Source organism: Prochlorococcus sp. MIT2309, assembly GCF_059772305.1.
On record NZ_CM186282.1, the window covers coordinates 1085947 to 1103206 of the forward strand.

The window sequence follows — 17260 nt, forward strand, 5'->3', positions numbered from 1 at the left end:
AATGCGCAAGACTTTAACTATCGTCCGCGATTCAACGCGTCATTTTGGCTTACCGCAATTAGAGCAAATGCAGCAGGTACAACTATCAAGGCACCAGCAGCAAGAAAACTTCCGACCATTCCAATGGCGGAACTTGTGGCAACCTCAGCGGAGACTCCTGAACTGAGGAAGATATTCAACGAAGCAAAGGCCATTACAGCAGTTTCTTGAGCAATACTGGGGGTAATCTTACGGATTAACGGGTTATTTATACGATGTATTCGTATTTGTTGATGGTTTTCAAAAAGCAAATGTCCTTTTTACTAAAACTTTTACCTGCTTTGAACGTGACCTTAGGAATATTCTTTTCAATTTTTACTCTTGCTTTCCTAATGAGGATAATCCTTACTTGGTATCCAAAAATCAATCTTAATAAGGGATTTTGGCCAATAATCTCTTGGCCTACTGAGCCTTTTTTAGTTTTCACAAGAAAGTTCGTGGGCCCAATTGGAGGAGTAGACATAACCCCTGTTATCTGGGTGGGGCTCCTGAGCTTATTACGAGAGCTTCTAAATGGTCAGCAAGGCATTCTTTCCCAAATTGTCAACAAAACACAACATTTGATTTGATAACTTTGGTCATCCCAGAAATCAAATCATCTCTTTTTCGACAAATTTAGTGTGAACATCACCATCAAGAAACTCATTTCTGTTTAAAAGTTCCAAATGAAAATCAATCGTTGTAGGAATACCTGTTACTGCACACTCATTTAAAGCTCGTTCCATTCTTTTTAAAGCTGATTTTCTATCAGTTCCCCAAACAATAAGTTTTCCAATAAGTGAATCATAAAAAGGTGGTATTTCATATCCGGTGTAAACATGGCTATCAACTCTGACTCCCGGCCCTCCTGGAGGTAACCAACCAGTAATTCGACCTGGGCATGGTCTGAAATTATGGGCAGGATCCTCGGCATTAATCCTACATTCAATTGCATGGCCATTTAAATTGATATCGTTTTGATTAATTTCCAATTCCATACCTCCAGCAATGTGAAGCTGTTGTGAAATTAAATCTATGCCTGTAACCATTTCTGTGACTGGATGCTCGACTTGAATGCGAGTATTCATTTCCATGAAATAGAAATTACCAAGACGATCAAGGAGAAATTCAACAGTACCAGCGCCCTCATAGTTAATGCTTTTTGCTGCAGATACTGCAGCCTCTCCCATTCGAAGCCTAAGAGATTCATTTAATGCTGGACTTGGAGATTCCTCTAGCAATTTCTGATGCCTACGCTGAATAGAGCAATCACGTTCTCCGAGGTGGACAACATTGCCGAATTTATCTGCCAAAATTTGAACCTCTACATGTCTTGGCCTGTCGATAAATTTTTCCATGTAAAGGCCTGAATTACCGAAAGCAGCCTCAGCTTCACCTTGAGCTGCCTTGAAAAGATTGTCTAGTTCTTCTGGACTCTCGACCAATCTCATGCCTCTTCCTCCTCCTCCAGCTGTTGCCTTGATCATGACTGGATATCCCATATCTTTTGCTAAAATTGCCGCCTCATCGGAATCTTGTAGAAGCCCATCACTACCTGGAACAGTAGGCACTCCTACTTTTTCCATAGTAGATTTTGCGGTGGATTTATCCCCCATGGAACGAATTGATCCTGGTGATGGTCCAACAAAAACGATTCCATGATCTCTGCAAATCTCTGCAAATCGATCATTTTCTGCTAAAAATCCATATCCAGGATGAATAGCATCAACTCCTCTTGAAGTAGCAGCAGCAAGGATATTTGGAATGTTCAAATAGCTTTTGTTACTGGGCCCATCACCAATGCAAACGGCTTCATCTGCAAGTTGAACATGCAATGCATTCCTGTCAACAGTGCTGTAGACAGCGACAGTGCCAATTCCGAGTTCTCTGCAACTTCGCAGAATTCTCAGAGCGATCTCGCCACGATTGGCTATTAAAAGTTTTTCTATCGGCATCCAGTTATTGAAAGCCAACGTTGATCGTATCAGCGCTACTGCCCATCGCCACACAAAAGATTAACAAGATTGATTCTTAAAGATATGCACGCAAAGTCGTAAACTCCTTAAGTACGCGGATGTGGCGGAATTGGTATACGCGCACGCTTGAGGGGCGTGTGGCTTCGGCCTTGCGAGTTCGAGTCTCGCCATCCGCATAAACCCTTTATGAAAAGTCCACCAAGCACTGCAAAAGATAAAGAAGACAAATCCGTAATGATAGTGATGTTGTCTAATGGTCCAGGTGAACTATCTACATGGGTTAAGCCTTTAGCAGAAGAACTACATAAAGAAATTAGATTAAAACCAATTGATGATGAAGCTCAAATAAGCTTGAGGCTAGTACTTGTACCTTGCCCAAATGCAACAGGTAAAGAAAAATATGCTGCAGAAAAATGGGGATATTTTGATAAAATTACAACCGCAAAAATTTTCTGGAAGTTATTAATTTATCCTCAAAAGTATGGATTTTGGCCAAAAAAAGGGATAGTAATTTTTTTAGGTGGTGATCAATTTTGGAGTGTATTACTTTCTGCGAGGTTGAGATATTTAAATATGACATATGCCGAATGGATTGCACGATGGCCACAATGGAATGATAAAACTTTTGCAATGTCAAAAAATGTAAAAAAACAAATCCCAAAATATTTAAGAAGCCGATGTACTGTTGTTGGGGATCTCATGGCTGATATTGGCAATGATGCAAAAAAGGTAGGGCCTTTATCTCCAGGTCAATGGATAGCTTTACTTCCTGGTTCAAAAAAAGCAAAACTTGTAATTGGAATTCCTTTTTTTCTTGAACTTGCAGATAAGATTTCAAAAATAATGCCAACTATAAAATTTTTAATTCCACTGGCTCCCACCACAAACATAAATGAATTGATTAATTTAAGTGGTAAAAATAATCCAATTTCAAAGAAATATAAATCTGGAATAAAAGAAATAAAATTAGAGGAAGAGAAGCAACTGAGATATAAATTAATTACAACAAATGACACTGAAATTTGTTTATTTACATCTTACCCAGCTCATGATTATTTGAGTCAATGTAATCTTGCAATTACAACTGTTGGTGCAAACACAGCTGAATTAGCTGCTTTGACTACTCCAATGATTGTAGTAATACCAACTCAACATCTAAATGTTATGGAAGCTTGGGATGGTTTACTTGGCATAGTTGGACGAGTTCCTTTCTTTAAAAGATTATTTGGAATTATCATTAGCTTATGGAGATTAAGAAAAAAACGTTTTATGGCTTGGCCAAATATTTCAGCGGGTAGAATGATTGTACCTGAGAGAATTGGAACAATTTATCCTAAAGAAATTGCTGATGAAGCTGTTAAATATCTTAAAAATCCTGTTTTTTTAGACAAGCAAAAAAAAGAACTTCAATTGTTAAGGGGAGAACACGGAGCAATAAAAAAAATAGTAAAGGAATTAATCAATACTATTAAGCAATTGCGGTAATTAATTTACCAGGGATCTTCAATTGGGTCCTCATCTAATGAGGGAAATGATTCCTTATCTTTAACTTCATTAAAACTATTTATTTTAATGGGTTCAATATCAAGAGGATCTTCCCTTAAAGCATTTTTTCTTCTCAAACTATTTGGTTTCTTAGGAACTTCTTTTTCTAGAAATGAATTTTCTTGAGTTAATGGATCAAAATCATTCGAATTGCCTTCAAAATTATTTTCCAAAATTTGATCTGGCTCATCTAAATAGCGAACATTCTGGAATTCTTGATTTTTATTTTGTTCAATTTCGACATATTCAAAGTCTTCATCTTCAAAAGCTTCTTCTTTTGCTGATTCAAGAATTTTTTTAGATTGATCCAATTCTTCACCAGAACCCAGTTGATTCTCAACTGGGACAAGGTTAACTCGATATCTCTCACGTTCACGCTCTTCCCAGCTAGTTCCTCCAACGCCTAATTTTTCTAATACTCCACTATTAAGCTGTTTGAGATTATCCTCTGCACCTTCATAGACAATAATCCTATCGGAACCACTACTAACTATCTCATCAACTTTTATTTCCCAAGTACTTAAAACACCCTCACCTAACAAAGGTACCCCTACTGCTCCCATAACTAAGGTAATCAACTCTCCTGTTTCTATATCAAATGAAAATCCCAAAACCCTACCAAGTTGCTGCCCAGACTCAGTAATTACCTGACAATTGATTACTTTGCTGTACCTATCGGGTGCAAAATTTTCACTCAAAGAATCAACTGAATCAACAAGTATTACATCACCAACCTGGCAAATTCTCTCTAACGTCATCCAACGAGGAAGTCCTGGTAAAAACCTAGTTAAAGGGTTATCTCTCAAACCCAAAGCAACAACCTCTCTTCGATCAATATCTACAACAACCTCACCAACGACTCCAAGTCTTCTGCCGCTATCACGTGTGATAACTTGAGTCCCCATGAGCTCTGATCTTAGCCAGAGCCTATCACTTGGGACTGTGTCTATCGAATCAATTGGAGATTGAGTGTTTGTCAAACTCTTTAGTGGTTGAGGGATTAATTAGCTCTAAATAATAATAGTTGCAATACCTCAAGCGGCGATAGGTAAACCAACCACTTGAGTGTGTGCTCCTCTTGCTTGAGTTACCCCAATGGTACGAGAGGAGGCTCCAATCATAGGTCGCCTGTGACTGACAACTAAAAACTGTGCCTCAATTGATTGCTTTGCAATCAAAGATGACAGTCTATCAACATTTACCCCATCTAAAAAGCTATCAACTTCATCAAGCGCATAAAAAGGAGAAGGTCTAAATCTTTGCAAAGCAAATAGAAAACTTAAGGCCGTAAGCGATTTTTCTCCACCAGACATAGCTGCAAGTCTTCTTACTGACTTACCTTTTGGATGTGCTACTAAAGTCAAGCCCCCTTCAAGAGGGTCATCTGGATTCTCAAGTTGCAAGTGACCGTCTCCCTCAGAGAGACTTGCAAAAATCTCCTTGAAATAAGTATTTACCGCCTCAAAAGCTTCCATGAAAGCTTCCTGACGAAGAGTCGCAACTGTTTCAATTCTTAGGAGTAGTTCAGACCTTTCCTCAGATAGAACATCTAATCTTTGAATAAGACTTTCAAGTCTTTCCTCAAGTTTTCCTAGCTCCTCAAGCGCCAACATATTTACAGGTTCAAGAGATTCCATCTTGCCTTGAAGTTTCTCAAGATGGGACTGAAGAGCATCTAGCCCATCATTTCTAATTGATTCTGGAATTTCTGGTAGGGGCTCAGGCAATTTTTGTTTTATTTCTAGAAGGCGAATTTGACCAACTCTGAGTTCCTCTAAAAGAGCAGTTTTCTCATCTCTGAGTTTTTCCAAATTCCACTTTGCTTCTTGAATTGACTGTCTTTTGTGAGAAACTTCTGCCTCTGCTCTATCTCTAAGACGGCGTTGTTCCCCAAATTTGGTCTCAAGGCTTTTTTGTTCAATTTCTAATTTTTGTCTTCTATCAACTAATTTTTGATGCTGACCTCTCCATTCCTGATGAGCCTTAGTTAAAGAATTTACTGCCGACTTTAAATTATTTTCCTCCTCAGACAAAATATCCATTTGATCATCGAGCCTTCCTAAAGAAAATTCACAGTTACGCCGTTTATTTAAAAGCTGTTCTTTTAATAAGCGTGATTCATCTAACGCTTTTTCTGCCTCATCTAAATCTATTTGGAGTTTTTTCCAATTTTCCATATCCATCTCAGACCCCTGTTTAAGATCAAAACCTTCGAGTTTTTCTATTTCAATAGTGATTGGATTTATCATATTATTTAATGAATGGATTTTTGAATTAATATTTTCTATTTCTTTTTTTAAAACCTCTAACCTATTTAATCGTTCATTTTGTTCATTAATCAAAGGTTCATGAGAACGATTTGCAGAACTTCTCTCAGTTTCTATGGCAACTTTTCTTTGCTCTAAATCCACTAATGTTTGTCTTGAATCTGCAAGACTAATTTTTAAATCACTTTCTTCTTTTATCGATTTCTGAAGAATGACTCCCAATTCACTTAATCTCTGACGTAAAGGATTCAAATCATCATTTTCTGAGGAAGAACCAAAAGATAGACCCAAACTTTTATTCAAAAAACTTCCGCCAGTCATAGCTCCACTTTTTTCAATCAATTCACCTTCAAGTGTTACTGCTCTTGAAATTCCGAGTTGAGATCTTGCTGAACTCAAATTTTCAAAAACTAATGTCTCTCCAAAAATATATGCAAAAACATTTGAATAAATTGGCTCAAATTTAACAAGGTCAAATGCTTTACCAACTAGTCCATTAGTTGCAATGTTCCTTTGTAATGCAGGATTAGAAAGATTTTTTGAACTTTTGATTTTATTCAAAGGAAGAAAAGTTAACCTTCCAGCTTTTTTCCGTTTTAATAATTCAATAGCTTGCGAGGCTATTTGATCATTATCAACAACAACTTGTCCCAATCTTCCACCAGCAGCAACCTCCAAAGCTAAACGGTAGGTATCCTTTACCTCACCTAATTGAGCAACCAAACCATGTATTCCATCAAGCCCTGATTCAAGAAGAAGGTTTAATGCTGCAGCCCCCCTACTTTCTTGAATAGTTTCTTTTCTACTCTCAGCGCGGGCTATTTGTCTTTCAATTTTTATTTGCTCTTGCTCAACTCTTTGACGAGTTCTTTGCTGAATAGAAAGGTTTTCACTTAACCTCTTAACACTCTTTTGGTTAACTACAACATTACTAGAAATATTATCAAAACTATTATCTAAGTCTTTAAGCAGGCTATGAACTTTCTGATTCTCAATAACATCTTTTTTTTGATTTGATTCAAGTTCATCAATTCTTACCTCAATTTGCAACAAATTTTCCTCTAATATCTGATGTTCTTCTTTTAACGGCTTCAACGAATTTTGCAATTTCTGCCTACGAATTGTCCTTTCTTTTTGGCCCTCGACCCACTCCCCTGATTTACCAGCAACTTCGGCAATTCTTCGTCTAGCAATCTCAACAGCAGACTCTAAATTATGGTGATCTTCTTCTATATCTTTTAAATTTGTATCTTGATTCTTAGACAATAAAACTTTTCTCTCACTCTCTATTTGTTTACGTTTTTCAAATAAACTATTTTTTTTATCTTTGAGCTTTTCACCTTCAATTTTATGAGAATTTGCTTGTCTATCTAATTCCCTAATTTGGCTTTCAAGGCCTGCTATTGTGGCTTGAATTGCTAATAACTTATCCTCTCCTAACTCTTTGACTAATATTTGTAGGTTGTCTAATTTGTTTAAATCTTCAGAGAGTTTTTCTTCCAAGTCTTGAATTGTTTTTGATTCTTCTACATCTTTTATTTCTAACTTCTTTTGATGAATATTCAGTCTAGAAATATTATTTTGAATATTTTCATAATTAAGAACTATTTCTTGCTTCTTTCCTAATTGAAAATCTTCTTTTAATTGTTTATATATTTTCGCTTTTTCACAATCCTTCTGTAATTTTTGCCTACTGACATTTAACTCCTGTTCAACAATCCTACAGCGCTCCTGTCTATCATGTACATCATTTAACTTATTACGAGTTTGTTCAATTCTCGAATCAAAAAGAGCAACTCCTGCCAATTCATCTATCAAAGATCGACGATCCTTATTGCTCATTGAAACAACACGAGTAACATCTCCCTGCATGACTACATTGCTCCCTTCAGGGTCAACTCGCAGACGCCTTAGTTGAGTCTGAAGTTGCTGAAGATTACATGGTTCTCCATCAGATAAATAAGATGAACTATATGAACCACCTGGCATCACTCTTAATTTGCGAGTTACAGTCCAATTTTCTTGGTTGGGCATTATCCACGGTCCTTCTTCAGGCTTTTCAAGTCCAGCTTCAGCGATGTCAGGAGACCAATCTGATAGATCAAATCTCACGCTGACAATAGTTTCAGCTGCTTTACCAGCTTTCAAAACCGCGCTGTTTACCAAATCAGGCAATCTATCTGCTCTCATGCCTCTACTCGTAGCTAGCCCAAGGCAAAAGAGAACACCATCAAGAATATTACTCTTTCCAGATCCATTTGGACCTGTAACAACTGTAAATCCCTCCTCAAGAGGGATTTTCATAGTCCCGCCAAAGGACTTAAAATTTGTTAGCTCAACCTGATTGATGTAAACCAACAGGAAGAGCTCCTAAATAAATATTAGATTAGCGAAACTTAGAAAAAGCTCAAGCAGAGTTTGCAAATTTAGATTTTAGCTATACAGGTTGCACAAACCATCTTTGATTAAAAGCTTCCCAAAAAATTTCCCGTTACTCAAAAACACTTTCACGGGATCTTCAAATGAAATTGGTAAACTTCCCGAATAATCGCCATTTTTGTAACGTTTAGCCCATCCTCTATTACCAGAAACAGGTTCATTTATTGCATCAAGCCACCTCAACTTATGGTGAGCTGATGGTTTTGCGCAAACAGATGGGCCGTCCAAAACAGGTATTTGACTCAATCTCCAAGTTCTACAAAAAGTTTTGTCTTCCAAAAGTAGATCAAAATGTAATCTTGCTAAATCATCAGGTGCATCAAAATGAATAAGTATTATCCATCTCTTAGAAATTGTCATAACTTCTTAGAGGGACAAAAAAACTAGCTATAGATTGGTATTTGAACATCATATTCACAACATTAACCCAGTCGAATCAACAAAATTTACTCTGTGCCATTAAGGAAATGGAATCAGGAAAAATATTCAAGTTGCACTGAAGAGTGGAAATTTTATAACTAATTGTCTTGTGGAACAAAACGAAGAGCAATTAAAAGGATTCCACCGGCCCCAGCAAAAGCGGCTGCAATTAAGCCAAAACTTGTTGGCAGTGTGCTGGACGCAAACAACATTGATGAAAAACCAACGTCCATGGTCAAAAATACTAACGAAGTTACACATGACCTTTAGCACTAGAACCCCTCGGATAGCAATAAATGTAAGCAAAGACGACTGAGAAGTTTGGGATATTGCTTAAAAAAGGTCTAAAAAAGGTATTTTTTTGTTAGATATTGATGAATATATTTAAATGGATCCTCAGATTTGAGGGTTTCTATTAATCAAATTTCTCTCTAGGCTTGGTGCATCATTGTGGGATTTATGGAATCAATGAATTCCGCCTCGAGCGAACCCAAAGTAGAGTCATCGACTGAATTTATTGAAAATCAGTCTGAGCAGTGGTTTAGCGACCGATTTGAAGCCTTACTTCCTCAGATTCAAGAAAAATGGCCGGACATGGCTAAGCAGACTCTTGAGGCAACTAAAGGGAGCCTTGATGAACTAGCAAAAGTGATTTCTTCCCATTCGGGGAAAAATAGCTACGGAGTCAAAGAACAACTTGAGGAACTTTTCAATTCTGCGAGTGATAAAACAAAAGATTTAGCAGAAAATCTTGAGCCACTTGAAAAGCAATTAGAAAATCTTCTTGATGAATTAAACACTACTCTTAGGCCTCGAATTGAAACACCGGTGAGACAAAGACCGCTACTTGCAATTGGTATTGCAGCAAGTGTTGGGGTGATCCTTGGCATACTTTTATCTGGAGGTAGAAAAGGCTAATGACTACTAATCAATCAAAAAAAGGGTTGGGCGCTGCAGCTCGAATAACAGCACTAGCTGGATCAGTAATGGATTTGCATGTGCGTATAGCATTGCAAGAAATGGATAGAGAAAAAAGAAGACTAATTAGTGGGGGAATTTTTCTTGCAACTGGTGGAATTCTAATGATATTAGCGATGATATTATTTGAAATACTTTTGAGTTTTGAAATGATAAACAGATTCGATTTGTCAATAGAAACTACTGTATTATGCATTGCAATATTTAATATAGTACTTGCGGGAATTAGTCTCAGAATTGGTGGTCTTTTAGCTAAAGGTCCATACTTACCAGAGACAATTGAGGGGCTTAATAAAACAACAAGAGCTGTTCTTGGCAAAGTCAATTAACCTTATAATTAAGCCATTTGCAATCAATACCGCCATTACTTATTGAAAGACGCTTGCTAGATTTCATGCCAAGAAATTGAGTTAATTTAGGGTTACCACTTAATATCCATAATTCCCATCCAGATGCATTTAATTTACAAAATTTTCCAAGGTCTTTATATAACTTTTGTAGATTATTTTCGCTTTCTATCCTTTTTCCATAAGGTGGGTTGCATATCAGAAGACCTTTTTCTTTTGGCATTGATAGTTCATCAAAATGAATATTCTTCACTTCTATATATTTTTCTAAAGAAGCCCCTTTAATATTTGATCTTGCCTGATCTGCAATATCGGAATTTATCTCACAACCAATTATTTTGGGAAGAATAACTTTATTTTCAATGCTAATTTTTTGAGCTAGTTTTTTTTCTTTTATCCAAAGATTTTCATCATGATCAATCCAATTTTCGAATAAAAATTTTCTATTTAAACCCGGAGCAAAGCCCATTGCCATACTGGCAGCTTCTATTAAAAAAGTACCTGATCCGCACAATGGATCTATCAAACTTGTGCTGAAATCCCATTTAGAATATTTGATCAATCCTGCAGCCAGATTTTCCTTTAATGGAGCAAAACCCATAGCAACTCTGTAACCTCTTTTATGTAGACTTTTAGCCGAACTTTCAAAGCTCAAGGTGGCGGCACCCCTTGAAATATGAAGATGAATACATAAATCTGGATCTTTTAATTCAACATTTGATCTTGCACCAAAAAAATTTCTCTGGAAATCAACTATTGCATTTTTTACTTGCAAAGCAGAAAAGTGACTGTGATTTAACTCACTAGAAAAACCAGAAACATTCACACGAAAAGTTTTGTCAGGAGTGAGCCATTCACCCCAATCAATTGATCTTTGAACAGCTGAATATAAAGATTTTGGACTACTGCATTTAAAAACAGCCATCTGGCGAAGAAACCGAAATGACAATCTTGAATAAAGATGAATTCTATAAAAGGTTTGTAAATCAGCCTCAAAAAAAACACCCCCGCGGGTACCTTGCACATTTCTTGCTCCGTTTGATTTCAATTCATCTTCACCCTCAGATACCAAACCCTCTGGGAAAACAGCAAAAACTTTCATTTGAGATGGAGATTACTTATAGCCCGTTTCAGGTTTCTAGTATTTACCCATTGCCCAAAAAATACAACAACTGCAAAAATATAGTTGTTCGTTGAATTACGAACTAGGTGATCCACACCAGTAGCTCGGACAGCGGTTCGATTCCGCTCAGCTCCACTCTCATTTGGGGCTGCAATGGTTTCGACGGGATATGAGGAGGGTGACTGAAGCCTGCTCGGCTTGAGCAAACACATAAACGCTAACAACATCGTTAGTTTCTCCCGTCAGAAAGCACTCGTTGCTGCCTGATCTTTAAGGAGATGGGGTAAAGTCAAGCCTTATCAACCAAATTGATTCGGGGAGGTTGGAAGACCTCCCAATTTATAAATAAACCACGCTTGAAAATATTCCTAACAAATTTTTTTCAAACAACTTAAAATAATTTGAATATTGAATTAGGGTTCTGGATAATTTCAAAAGAAAACTACAAAACAATGCGTATTCAATGATATAAGATAAATCATCTTTACGGAATAATAAATGTGCGGTATTTCCGGTATTATTTCCAGAAATAAGAGTTTAAATTTTTTAGGGGAAATATCAAAATTAATGAATAGCAGTTTATTAAGGCGAGGGCCTGACAATAATGATCTTTATATTTATGAAAAAGAGGGGATATTACTAAATCATACAAGGCTTTCTATTAATGATCTTACTCCCACTGGTAATCAGCCAATGGCTTCAAATAACGATAGATTTATAATTATATTTAATGGTGAAATATATAACCATAAAGAGCTAAGAAAGAAACTTAATTATAAATGGAAAGGAACATCTGATACTGAAACACTCTTAGCCTGCATAACAAATTGGGGATTGCAAAAAAGCTTAGAAAATTTCATTGGGATGTTTGCGTTCGCACTATTAGATAAAAAAGATAATAAATTACACCTTGTTAGGGATAGATTTGGGGAAAAGCCACTGTACTGGGGTTTTGCTGGGAAAGATGAAGACTTTATATTTGGCTCAGACTTGAGTATTTTCAAGGTTTATCCTGGTTTTAATAATGAGATAAATAGATATGCATTAGCCAAGTTTTTAAATTATTCATATATTCCCTCTCCATTTTCAATTTATAAAAAAATATGGAAATTGGAAGCAGGAAAACTTCTAACAATTAATCTTCCAATATCTAATAACACAGATTTCATACCAAAATCTTGGTGGAGCTTAGAGGAAGTAATTGATAGAGGATTGAGTAATCAAATAAATGATAAAGAAGAAGCTTCGGAGGAATTTAAACAACATTTGACTAATGCAATAAATTATCAAAGTAAATCAGACGTAAATGTGACTTCTTTTTTATCTGGAGGAATAGATTCAAGTTTAGTTACTTGTATTTTACAGTCTATTAGGTCAGAAAAAATTAATACTTTTACAGTTGGATTTGAAAATAATAAATATAACGAAGCTCCATTTGCAAAAGCAATATCCGATTTCATTGGGACCGAACACAACGAGTTAAAATTTACAGCCCAGGATGCTCTGGAGATTGTGCCAAGAATACCAAATTTTTTCTCTGAGCCTTTTGGTGATCCCGCATGTATACCCACCTACCTCATGTGTCAGGCAGCTCGCCAGTCAGGTTTTAAAGTTGCTCTCAGCGGTGACGGCGCTGACGAAATTTTTGGCGGATATAATAGATATACTTTGTCACCTTCAATATGGAAAAAGATATCAATATTTAGTCCAAAAAGTAGAAGATTAATATCAACATTTGTAGAAATTTGTCCTGATATTGTTTTCGATATTTTTGGAAGATTCTCAGGAATACCTCAGTTTAATGACAGATTAAAAAAACTTACATACCGTTTGAATTATGCAAATTCATTTGATGAACTGTATAAACTTTTAATAACAGAATGGCATGATATAAGATCACTAATAAATACAAATTCAATTGAGAATATTAAATATGATGAGTTATTAGGAGTAAATAGAAACTTAAATAGATTTGATATTGACCCCGTGTCAAAAATGATGGCTTTAGATAGCTTATCTTATCTAACAGATAATAATCAGGTGAAATTAGATAGAGCCTCTATGGCTTCTAGCCTTGAGACTAGATCACCTTTTCTTGATAAAAATCTTACGGAATTCTCATGGAAGTTACCTATAGATATGAAGGTTAAAGGGAAAACGGGGAAATTAATTCTAAAAAATCTTTTGAGCAATTACATTCCAAAAGAAATGTTTGATAGAAGTAAGTCTGGTTTTGCAACCCCCATAAAAGAATGGCTAAGGGGGCCTCTAAAGGAATGGGGAAATGATTTATTAGATCAAAGTGTACTCAACAAACAAAATTTCCTGTCAACAAATTTAGTTAATCAATTATGGATGGAACATATTTCAGGCAAAAAGGACAACAGTAAGAAACTTTGGCCAATATTAATGTGGCAAGCTTGGTTAGAGGAAAACTAACTAATTTCTTTGACATAATTCAAGTCCATTATCCCAGCTTTCACAGACCCAATTCTGATTTTTTGCTTCTGAAAGCAATCTATTTTGTACATTTTTATTTGATTCCCATCCTGGATCTAAAGGGTTGAGAAGAAGAACATCGTAATTGGAGATATTTTTTTTATCAAAGTTTTCCTTAGGGAAGTTAATAGTTTTTCTTTGAGTTAAGTGGGGTGCTAGATAACTAGTTGTCAATACTGCTGCATTTTTAGGAATCATACTAAATGCTTCTCTGGCAGGTTTAATGGAATTAGTGCGGCTTAGATAAGGACCAAGAAAAAACCATGGTTTGGATAGAGCTGCCCAAGTAAAAAGTAAAAATAAATATTTAAACTTAAATATATTTTTGTGACTCCTATGAAAACTAAAAGCATCTATTGAAGCAATTACTAAAACTAATACAATAGGGAGACTATAATGGTGGATCAAAGTTCTTTGAGAAAAAGAAGTAGATAAAATATTAGTAAGAAGTAAAGGTACGATTGCAGATGATGTAATTAGAGAATCTTTATTAATAAAAAGTACAAATGGTATGAACAAAATAAATAAATAAAATATAGATTCACTCCACTCTAATTTTGAAAGGATTATCAAGGGATTAGATATAAGCTGCAATAGGATTTCTTTAAGTGAGTTTCCTAAATATGCATATCTTGAAATTGCCATTATTGTTCCTTGATCTGCGTTCAAATAAGGGTAAAGAAAATTATTTAAAAATCCAAGCCAAGTGATAGAAAGTAGCATGCATAAAGCAAAATTTTTAACATTACCCCTTAGTAATTGTTCTAAACTTATACCAATAGTTAATAAAACCAAACCATCTCTTGTACCTAGAACAACAAAAAGAAGAAACAGCCATATAATTCTATTATTCTGCCTTAAAAAATAATAGGAAAGTGCAAGTAATGGCATAGCCATTACCTCGGGATGAAAATCAAATAAATTCACATTAAACACAACAGGCTGAAGCCACCATAACGAGCAAATCAGCCAACATTCTTTATTACTCAAATCCCTCTGTTTTGACAAAAGCCAGATAGGTAATGAGGTAAATACTAATGCTGTAGATTGAAAAACAAACAGCCAATGTACTGACGGATAAATTTTATAAAAAAGAACTGGTAGATAAAGTATCCAGGCGCCATGATCTGCTAGTAAATGTAATCCAGTCATAGAAGAGTAAGCTGGTTGATTAACACTTTCTAGCCATATCCACTGATCAAAAAGACCAAGATCAAAAGCATTACTTTGAAGTAAGTAATGTCGTAAAAAAGAAAGAAACCAAAAAATTAAACTTATTCCAAAAGATATCTTAAGCAAAAGATCGATATTTTTCGAGAACACCTCTTTATTATTATATGATTTCATTTTTCTTGTCTGTATTTTGTCTACTATATTATAGATAAATTAAACAAAAATCTTTGAATAAATCTTACACATATATTAGTTACTAATATTTTCATCAATAATGTACATTGGTCTCCCCTTACTTTCATCAAATATTCTTCCAACATACTCTCCAAGAATTCCCAAACAAATTAATTGAACACCAGTAGCGAATAAAATGGCGACAGCTAAAGCTGCCCAACCATCAACCCAAGTGTTAGTAAATAAACGAACATAAAACACATAAATAATTCCAAAAAAAGCTAATACCGCACAAATCAATCCAAAAATAGTTGCTAATCTTAGAGGCCTTCTTGAAAAAGCTGTTATTCCCTCAACAGCAAAAACTACCATTCTTTTTAAAGGATATTTGGTGTCACCTGCAAATCTTGAATCCCTGCGATATTCAAGAGGGCATTGTTTGAAGCCTGCCCAAGAAATCAAACCTCTCATAAACCTTCCCCTTTCAGGCATTGTCTTCAAAACGTCGATTACCTTCCTATCAATCAATCTAAAGTCGCCGGTATCAAGTGGTATTTTTATCTCAGAAAGTAGATTCAATACTCTATAAAAAATCGCTGCAGTTAATTTCTTAAAAATACTCTCGGATGCTCTATTTACTCTTTTCCCATAAACAACATCGTAACCCTGCTCCCACTTAAATAACATTTCTTTGCATATTTCTGGTGGATCTTGTAAATCAGCATCAATAACAATTACAGCATTGCCATAACTATTGTCTAAGCCTGCTTGAACAGCATATTGATGCCCAAAGTTTCTTGAAAATCCAATCAATTTTATTCTTTTATCTTGATCAATTTGATTCTTAATTATGTTTCTAGTGTTATCATTACTTCCATCATCAACAAAAATAAATTCCCAATTATATTTTGGAAATTGATCGGAAATTTTTTTTATTCTAAAGATAGTCTCCTCAATTACTTGCTGCTCATTAAAGCAAGGGATAACCCAACTTACTAATTTTATTGATTCCACGATAAATTAAATTGATAACTTTTCATTATTTTTTATAAGGTCTAGCATTCTTTTAGTTCTACTTTTATAGTCATAATATTTTGCAAGAGCTAGCCTATTTTCAAGATTTGAATTCTTAGACTTTAAAGCATTCATAATTGCAATTGAGAAACACTTTGCATCATTATCACATAAAAATACTTGTTGATCAAAACTTTTCAGGCTATCAATTGAACTAGCTACGACGGGGAGCCCAGAAGCCAAATATTCAAAAAATTTCATTGGAAACATCGATTGAGTATATTTGTTCTTTTTTAAAGGCAACCAAGCAACATCAAAAGCAGCACAATACATTGGTAGATACTTATATTCACGATGACCAATGAGATATATATTTCTTCGCTTTTCAAGTAAAGATATATCTGTAATTCTCTCTCCCTCAGCAGAAGGTCCAATAAAGACAAAGCTTAATTTAGGGAGCAGTAAGGAAACAGAATATATCAATTCAAAGTCTAGCTTGTAATTACTTATAGCACCCATAAATCCAACTATAGGTGTATTAATATCTTTAATATCAGATGGTATATGTTCTTTTTTTATGTCCATTGCTCTGGAGAAATGGGAATAATCACAGCAATTTGGTTCATAAAAGACTTGCTTTGTGTATTTTTTCAAATCTCGTTTGATTTGTGGTGATGTTACAAAAACCAAATCAGTTTGTTTGCAAAGTTTTTGTTCTTCCTGGATAATCAAATCTCTTGGCATATCTGGTTGTTCGTGTATTGCATCTACTGCATGGTAAATAGATTTCTTGAAGAGCTTTAAATTCAGAAATCGTAATGTTAAAGGGTTATAAGTCCAAAGCCACTGGTACCTAAAACCAATTAAAAAACTAGTTAATTTGAGCGTGATTTGAAGTATTAGACGATTGAACTGTCGGAAAAAACCTCGAGACCCTCCGGGAATTACGAGCGGGGAAACTACCCAAATATTTGATCTCACCTTTTGGGGGCCAGAAAGTCCTTTTTTTAATCTTTTAAAGATTCTTGCTCGATCTTTGCCAGTCTTGTTTGCTCCTCTGAGTCCAAGGGATTCCACATATAAAATTCGAAAACCTAAATCAGCTAGTGAACATGAAACATGTTGTTTATTAGTCCAAATAGGGTGATCCCAATCAGCTGTTGAAATAATAAGGATGTCTGTCATTGCAAATGAATTATTAGTACTTGAAACCGATATGAAGATATTCTAATAAGACTGTTTTCAAAAAAAAATTTCTCAATTGAAATCCTTAGAGAGATTAGAAAA

16 protein-coding genes and 1 tRNA gene are annotated in these 17260 nt (G+C 35.3%); 6 read left to right on the forward strand and 11 right to left on the reverse strand.

What is annotated here, in order from left to right; all coding sequences use genetic code 11:
- Positions 1-17 precede the first annotated feature (17 nt).
- Positions 18-194: a photosystem II reaction center protein PsbX gene (psbX, locus tag AC6EJA_RS06045; protein ID WP_498501770.1), complete on the reverse strand. Its 177-nt coding sequence runs from the start codon at positions 192-194 to the stop codon at positions 18-20.
- Positions 195-290: 96 nt separating this feature from the next.
- Between psbX and AC6EJA_RS06050 the strand changes: the two genes are divergently transcribed.
- Positions 291-608, forward strand: a complete 318-nt coding sequence (locus AC6EJA_RS06050; protein WP_498501771.1) for a YggT family protein — start codon at positions 291-293, stop codon at positions 606-608.
- A gap of 21 nt (positions 609-629) precedes the next feature.
- Here the strand turns inward: AC6EJA_RS06050 and accC are convergent, their stop codons facing one another.
- Positions 630-1973 carry an acetyl-CoA carboxylase biotin carboxylase subunit gene (gene accC, locus AC6EJA_RS06055; protein ID WP_498503561.1) on the reverse strand — a complete coding sequence of 448 codons (1344 nt, stop codon included), beginning with the start codon at positions 1971-1973 and terminating at the stop codon, positions 630-632.
- Between the two features lie 115 nt (positions 1974-2088).
- Between accC and AC6EJA_RS06060 the strand changes: the two genes are divergently transcribed.
- Positions 2089-2170: transfer RNA gene (locus tag AC6EJA_RS06060), tRNA-Leu, on the forward strand.
- Between the two features lie 10 nt (positions 2171-2180).
- A complete protein-coding gene (locus AC6EJA_RS06065) occupies positions 2181-3479 on the forward strand; it encodes a glycosyltransferase family protein (protein ID WP_498501772.1) in 1299 nt (432 codons plus the stop codon).
- Between the two features lie 5 nt (positions 3480-3484).
- Here AC6EJA_RS06065 and AC6EJA_RS06070 read toward each other — a convergent pair whose 3' ends face one another.
- The 4 genes from AC6EJA_RS06070 to AC6EJA_RS06085 form a co-directional block, all read right to left on the reverse strand.
- Positions 3485-4519, reverse strand: coding sequence for a PRC-barrel domain-containing protein (locus AC6EJA_RS06070; protein ID WP_498501773.1), 1035 nt, complete (start codon positions 4517-4519; stop codon positions 3485-3487).
- A 54-nt stretch (positions 4520-4573) separates the two neighbouring features.
- Positions 4574-8164: a chromosome segregation protein SMC gene (gene smc / locus AC6EJA_RS06075; protein ID WP_498501774.1), complete on the reverse strand. Its 3591-nt coding sequence runs from the start codon at positions 8162-8164 to the stop codon at positions 4574-4576.
- A 75-nt stretch (positions 8165-8239) separates the two neighbouring features.
- Complete coding sequence (locus AC6EJA_RS06080; RefSeq protein WP_498501775.1) at positions 8240-8605, reverse strand: hypothetical protein; 366 nt, start codon at positions 8603-8605, stop codon at positions 8240-8242.
- Between the two features lie 158 nt (positions 8606-8763).
- On the reverse strand, positions 8764-8898 hold the full coding sequence (locus tag AC6EJA_RS06085) for a hypothetical protein (protein WP_498501776.1): 135 nt from the start codon (positions 8896-8898) through the stop codon (positions 8764-8766).
- A gap of 235 nt (positions 8899-9133) precedes the next feature.
- Here AC6EJA_RS06085 and AC6EJA_RS06090 point away from each other — a divergent pair, with 235 nt between their 5' ends.
- Entirely contained in the window at positions 9134-9583 is a 450-nt protein-coding gene (locus AC6EJA_RS06090) for an ElaB/YgaM/YqjD family protein (RefSeq protein WP_498501777.1), read from the forward strand.
- Entirely contained in the window at positions 9583-9972 is a 390-nt protein-coding gene (locus tag AC6EJA_RS06095; RefSeq protein WP_498501778.1) for a phage holin family protein, read from the forward strand. The genes AC6EJA_RS06090 and AC6EJA_RS06095 overlap by 1 nt, the downstream gene beginning before the upstream one ends.
- Here the strand turns inward: AC6EJA_RS06095 and AC6EJA_RS06100 are convergent.
- Both AC6EJA_RS06100 and AC6EJA_RS06105 read right to left on the reverse strand, forming a co-directional pair.
- Positions 9965-11092 carry a THUMP domain-containing class I SAM-dependent RNA methyltransferase gene (locus AC6EJA_RS06100; RefSeq protein WP_498501779.1) on the reverse strand — a complete coding sequence of 376 codons (1128 nt, stop codon included), beginning with the start codon at positions 11090-11092 and terminating at the stop codon, positions 9965-9967. The genes AC6EJA_RS06095 and AC6EJA_RS06100 overlap by 8 nt on opposite strands.
- Complete coding sequence (locus AC6EJA_RS06105) at positions 11089-11340, reverse strand: hypothetical protein (RefSeq protein WP_498501780.1); 252 nt, start codon at positions 11338-11340, stop codon at positions 11089-11091. The genes AC6EJA_RS06100 and AC6EJA_RS06105 overlap by 4 nt, the downstream gene beginning before the upstream one ends.
- 271 nt (positions 11341-11611) lie before the next feature.
- On the opposite strand from AC6EJA_RS06105, the gene asnB reads away from it, so the two are divergent.
- Entirely contained in the window at positions 11612-13552 is a 1941-nt protein-coding gene (gene asnB, locus AC6EJA_RS06110) for an asparagine synthase (glutamine-hydrolyzing) (RefSeq protein WP_498501781.1), read from the forward strand.
- On the opposite strand, the gene AC6EJA_RS06115 is transcribed toward asnB, so the two are convergent.
- From AC6EJA_RS06115 to AC6EJA_RS06125, 3 genes are all read right to left on the reverse strand, one after another.
- Complete coding sequence (locus AC6EJA_RS06115) at positions 13553-14959, reverse strand: DUF2079 domain-containing protein (RefSeq protein WP_498501782.1); 1407 nt, start codon at positions 14957-14959, stop codon at positions 13553-13555.
- A gap of 75 nt (positions 14960-15034) precedes the next feature.
- Complete coding sequence (locus tag AC6EJA_RS06120) at positions 15035-15973, reverse strand: glycosyltransferase family 2 protein (protein ID WP_498501783.1); 939 nt, start codon at positions 15971-15973, stop codon at positions 15035-15037.
- 6 nt (positions 15974-15979) lie between these two features.
- Positions 15980-17158, reverse strand: a complete 1179-nt coding sequence (locus tag AC6EJA_RS06125) for a glycosyltransferase (RefSeq protein WP_498501784.1) — start codon at positions 17156-17158, stop codon at positions 15980-15982.
- Positions 17159-17260 lie beyond the last annotated feature (102 nt).

What these genes read in the sequence shown, in the direction of transcription:
- AC6EJA_RS06090 (WP_498501777.1), top strand. Translation starts at nt 9,134, where the DNA reads ATGAATTCCGCCTCGAGCGAACCCAAAGTAGAGTCATCGACTGAATTT.
- AC6EJA_RS06095 (WP_498501778.1), top strand. Translation starts at nt 9,583, where the DNA reads ATGACTACTAATCAATCAAAAAAAGGGTTGGGCGCTGCAGCTCGAATA.
- AC6EJA_RS06115 (WP_498501782.1), bottom strand. Translation starts at nt 14,959, where the DNA reads ATGAAATCATATAATAATAAAGAGGTGTTCTCGAAAAATATCGATCTT.
- accC (WP_498503561.1), bottom strand. Translation starts at nt 1,973, where the DNA reads ATGCCGATAGAAAAACTTTTAATAGCCAATCGTGGCGAGATCGCTCTG.
- AC6EJA_RS06080 (WP_498501775.1), bottom strand. Translation starts at nt 8,605, where the DNA reads ATGACAATTTCTAAGAGATGGATAATACTTATTCATTTTGATGCACCT.
- AC6EJA_RS06085 (WP_498501776.1), bottom strand. Translation starts at nt 8,898, where the DNA reads ATGGACGTTGGTTTTTCATCAATGTTGTTTGCGTCCAGCACACTGCCA.
- AC6EJA_RS06100 (WP_498501779.1), bottom strand. Translation starts at nt 11,092, where the DNA reads ATGAAAGTTTTTGCTGTTTTCCCAGAGGGTTTGGTATCTGAGGGTGAA.
- AC6EJA_RS06050 (WP_498501771.1), top strand. Translation starts at nt 291, where the DNA reads ATGTCCTTTTTACTAAAACTTTTACCTGCTTTGAACGTGACCTTAGGA.
- AC6EJA_RS06125 (WP_498501784.1), bottom strand. Translation starts at nt 17,158, where the DNA reads ATGACAGACATCCTTATTATTTCAACAGCTGATTGGGATCACCCTATT.
- asnB (WP_498501781.1), top strand. Translation starts at nt 11,612, where the DNA reads ATGTGCGGTATTTCCGGTATTATTTCCAGAAATAAGAGTTTAAATTTT.
- AC6EJA_RS06065 (WP_498501772.1), top strand. Translation starts at nt 2,181, where the DNA reads ATGAAAAGTCCACCAAGCACTGCAAAAGATAAAGAAGACAAATCCGTA.
- AC6EJA_RS06105 (WP_498501780.1), bottom strand. Translation starts at nt 11,340, where the DNA reads ATGTTGTTAGCGTTTATGTGTTTGCTCAAGCCGAGCAGGCTTCAGTCA.
- psbX (WP_498501770.1), bottom strand. Translation starts at nt 194, where the DNA reads ATGGCCTTTGCTTCGTTGAATATCTTCCTCAGTTCAGGAGTCTCCGCT.